The 4,086-nt window shown below is 47.3% G+C and carries 4 protein-coding genes; all 4 read right to left on the reverse strand.

Annotation, left to right across the window (positions count from 1 at the left end; all coding sequences use genetic code 11):
- The coding region (gene carB / locus HP456_RS20755; RefSeq protein WP_172254669.1) for a carbamoyl-phosphate synthase large subunit at positions 1-1,160 on the reverse strand (1,160 nt) is incomplete at its 3' end.
- Positions 1,153-2,217, reverse strand: a complete 1,065-nt coding sequence (locus tag HP456_RS20760; protein WP_172254671.1) for a carbamoyl phosphate synthase small subunit — start codon at positions 2,215-2,217, stop codon at positions 1,153-1,155. The genes HP456_RS20760 and carB, both read right to left, overlap by 8 nt.
- Before the next feature lie 70 nt (positions 2,218-2,287).
- Positions 2,288-3,448 carry an acetylornithine transaminase gene (gene argD / locus HP456_RS20765; protein ID WP_172254673.1) on the reverse strand — a complete coding sequence of 387 codons (1,161 nt, stop codon included), beginning with the start codon at positions 3,446-3,448 and terminating at the stop codon, positions 2,288-2,290.
- Positions 3,445-4,086, reverse strand: a 642-nt coding sequence (gene argB, locus HP456_RS20770) for an acetylglutamate kinase (RefSeq protein ID WP_172254675.1), incomplete at its 5' end; no start/stop codon positions are given. The genes argB and argD, both read right to left, overlap by 4 nt.

Here is a 4,086-nt window from a genome sequence, read left to right on the forward strand (position 1 = left end):
CGATCGATTGCCATCACTTCTCCCGTCGCCTTCATTTTTGTCCCGAGACGGCGGTTTCCTTCCGGGAACTTATCGAATGGCCAGCGCGGAAATTTAACGACGACATAATCAAGGGCAGGCTCAAAGCTTGCATAGGTTGTTCTTGTCAATGGGTTGATGATTTCATCCAATGTATAACCGACAGCAATTTTAACAGCGATCTTCGCAATCGGGTAGCCTGTCGCCTTCGATGCGAGGGCTGATGATCGGCTGACTCGAGGATTTACTTCAATGACATAGTATTGATTGCTGTCAGGGTCTAAAGCAAACTGTATATTGCAGCCTCCTACTACCTCGAGCGCATTGATGATGTCAAAAGCCGCTGTGCGGAGCATATGGAATTCCTGATCCCTGAGAGTTTGTGATGGTGCCACAACAATGGAATCCCCGGTGTGGACTCCGACCGGATCGAAGTTCTCCATATTGCATACCGATATACAGTTTCCTTTCGAATCTCTCATCACTTCATACTCAATTTCCTTGAATCCGGCAATGCTTTTTTCCACAAGAATCTGATTGATGGGACTAGCTTTCAAACCGGTTTGGACAAGCTTGACGTACTCCTCTTCCGTCGCTGCGATCCCCCCTCCTCTGCCTCCTAATGTATAAGCGGGACGGACGATGATCGGGAGTGAAATTCTTTCAGCGAATGAAAGTGCCCCTTCCACGTTTTCAACGATTTCACTTTCTGCCACTGGGTGTCCGAGTTGATTCATGAGCGTACGGAATTTTTCACGGTCTTCCCCCTTCTGGATTGAATCCACTGAGGTTCCTAATAGCTTTACTCCATATTTCTCCAGGATTCCTTTTTCATGGAGTTCCACTGCCAGATTGAGGGCTGTTTGACCGCCGAGGTTCGCAACCAATCCGTCCGGGCGCTCTTTTTCAATGATGGACTTCACCGTTTTAACCGTAAGCGGTTCACAATAGACTTTTCCGGCGATATCCGTATCGGTCATGATGGTTGCCGGGTTATGATTCACGAGGACGGCCTCATAGCCTTCTTCTTTTAATACAAGGCAGCCCTGCGTCCCCGAATAGTCAAACTCAGCTGCCTGCCCTATGATGATCGGACCTGATCCAATGACCAGGATCTTCTGTATACTTGAGTCTTTAGGCATAGATTTTCTCTCTCCCTGGCTGTTTGATGGATTGATAGAATTCTTCAAAGATGTAGGATGCATCTTCAGGACCTGGCCGGGCCTCAGGGTGAAATTGCACGGAAAGAATCGGTTTCGACTCATGCTGCAGACCTTCAACAGAACCGTCATTCACATTGAAAAAGCGCGGCTTGAGATTGGTACCATATAGACTTTCATCCTTCACCACATAATTATGGTTTTGAGAGGTTAAGTAAACCTGGCCTGTTCCATGGTCAATGACCGGATGATTCGCCCCGCGATGGCCGAACAAGAGCTTTCTTGTATCTCCTCCGAGTGCTAGTGCGACCAATTGATGCCCCATGCAAATACCTAGCGTAGGCAGCTTAAGGATATGCTCTTTCAGCTGCGGCATCAGATCCGCCATTTCTTTCGGATCGCCCGGCCCATTCGAAATGACGAGTGCATCAGCCTTCAATGTATGGAGCAATTCAATGCGGTCGTATGGGACGACGGTGACCGAGCAGTCCAGCTTGATAAGATTAGTGATGATCGATTTTTTCACCCCGAAATCAAGCAGCGCAATATGTACGCTCCCAGATCCGTAATGAGTGAGTTCTGAAGAGGCCACTTTTGCAATCTGTCCCTTTCGTTTCCGGGACGAAGGAATCACCGGTGAATGACAGATACATGCGTTCTGGTTTCCAAGATCTCTGATCGTCTTGACCACCTGACGGGTATCCACCCCCGTCATATAAGGGATCTTCCACTTGTGAAGATAATCCTTAAGGGAAGATGTCGCTTGATAGTGAGAATATTCGTCGGGACAATGAAGCATGATCACACCTTTCACATGTGGATTTGCACTTTCACCGTCACTTTCATTCATTCCGTACTGTCCGATCAGAGGATAGGTGAAAACGACGATTTGATCCTTATAGGAAGGATCAGTGAGAACCTCCTGATACCCCGTCATACCTGTAAAAAACACAATTTCCCCTTCGATGGGACCTTTGCTGCCATGGCCCAGTTCTCCTTTGAAAACTGTGCCATTTTCCAAACTTAAGTAGCCGGTCATAACCAATCCCTCCTCCTTGTGAATTTTTATTATATATTTAGTATTTTTATACATTCATAGTTAAAAAAATTTATCGTACTGCTTCTTTCTCATGAGCTTGCAAGGTCTCTTCCAAAATCCCCAATGCTTCACCCAGTTCAGCTTCGGTCACAGTCAATGGCGGAAGCAGCCGAATGACATTCGGACCAGCCGGCAAGGTCAGGAGTCCGTTTTTTCTCAGAAGCTCAATGTATCCCTTCGCTTCTGCTTCCAATTCGATTCCGATCATAAAACCTTCCCCTTTTACCTCCTTAACAAAGGATAACGGCTCGAGCTTTTCCTTAAGGCACTGAATAAAGGTACCAGACTTATTTTTTACCCCGATTAAAAAATCTTCTTCAAAAATGGTCTCAAGTGTCGCCTTCACTGCAGCCATCGCTAGAGGATTTCCTCCGAATGTGGAGCCGTGGGTGCCCGGTGAAAAGGTGGATACCAGCTCTTTTCTGCCGATCATCGCCCCTACCGGAAATCCGCTTCCGAGCCCTTTTGCGGCAGTGACGATATCAGGATTCAACTCGTGATGCTGATAAGCAAAAGGTGCTCCGGTACGGCCGATTCCCGTTTGGACTTCGTCGATGATTAAAAGGGCGCCGAGTTCCACGCACTTTTTCTCTACTTCTTTCAAAAAGGTTTCGTTGCCTGGATTCACGCCCCCTTCACCTTGGATGACTTCCACCATGATTGCTGCAATATCATCACCTTCAATTTCACTGACAGCCCCCGCATCGTTATACGGCAAGTACTCGAATGCCGGAAGAAGCGGTCCGAATCCGCTGTGGATCTTCTCCTGCCCTGTCGCACTCATCGTCGCGAAGGTTCGCCCGTGAAAGGATTGTTTGAACGTCAGAATCTTCGTCTTGCCTGTATGTTTTTTTGCTAATTTAATAGCTGCTTCATTCGCTTCTGCACCGCTGTTGCAAAAGAAGATGGCATCCAATCCGCTCGCGCTTGCGAGGAACTTCGCGGCTTCTTCTTGCTGGGAGATCTGAAAGAGGTTGGACACATGCCATACTTTATTCAGTTGTTCTTCAACAGCCTTTTTGACAGGGAGAGGAGAGTGTCCGAGATTACAGACGGCAATACCGGCTATAAAATCAAGATACTTTCGGCCGTTGGAATCCTCCACTTTTGCTCCTTTACCCGAAACCAGTTCAATATCCAATCGATTATACGTAGGAAATAGATAACTCATGAGGCTGCAACCACTCCTTTTTCAGTTATTTTCGTACCGATAATCGTCCCACTTTGGAAAATGGATTGCTGTCCTCCGACAATCATCACTTCTTTCATACCTGGAGACAAAACAGACACCGCGGATTGAACCTTCGGGATCATACCTCCGTTGATCACCCCTGAATCGATCAATTGATTAATTTCATCTGTAGTCGCTTCCGGGAGAAGTTCTCCTTCATCTAAAATGCCTGGTACGTCTGTTACATAGAGAAGCTTTCCCGCTCCCAAAGCCTTTGCGATCGAGGCGGCGGCAAGATCGGCATTGACGTTCACCTTCGTTCCTTTTTTTGTAAGAGCTAGAGGCGCGATGACCGGGAGATGCCCTCCTGAAATCATATCGGTTAGTAAACCGCTCTGAACTTCTTCAATCTCCCCGACCAGCCCGAGGGACTCTTCGTCGATCAGTACCGCTTTCAGTAAACCTGCGTCGTATCCGCAAAGACCTACCGCTTTTACCCCATGATCATTCAGCCGGTTCGTGAGGTAGCTGTTCACTTTCCCTTTTAAAATCATTTCCGCCACTTCCAATACGGATTCCGTTGTCTTTCGATGTCCATTGATGAATGTTGTTTCGATATTGAGCTTTTTGAGCATATC

The sequence above is a fragment of the Bacillus haikouensis genome, assembly GCF_013179555.1.
GTDB lineage: Bacteria > Bacillota > Bacilli > Bacillales > Bacillaceae_B > Rossellomorea > Rossellomorea haikouensis_A.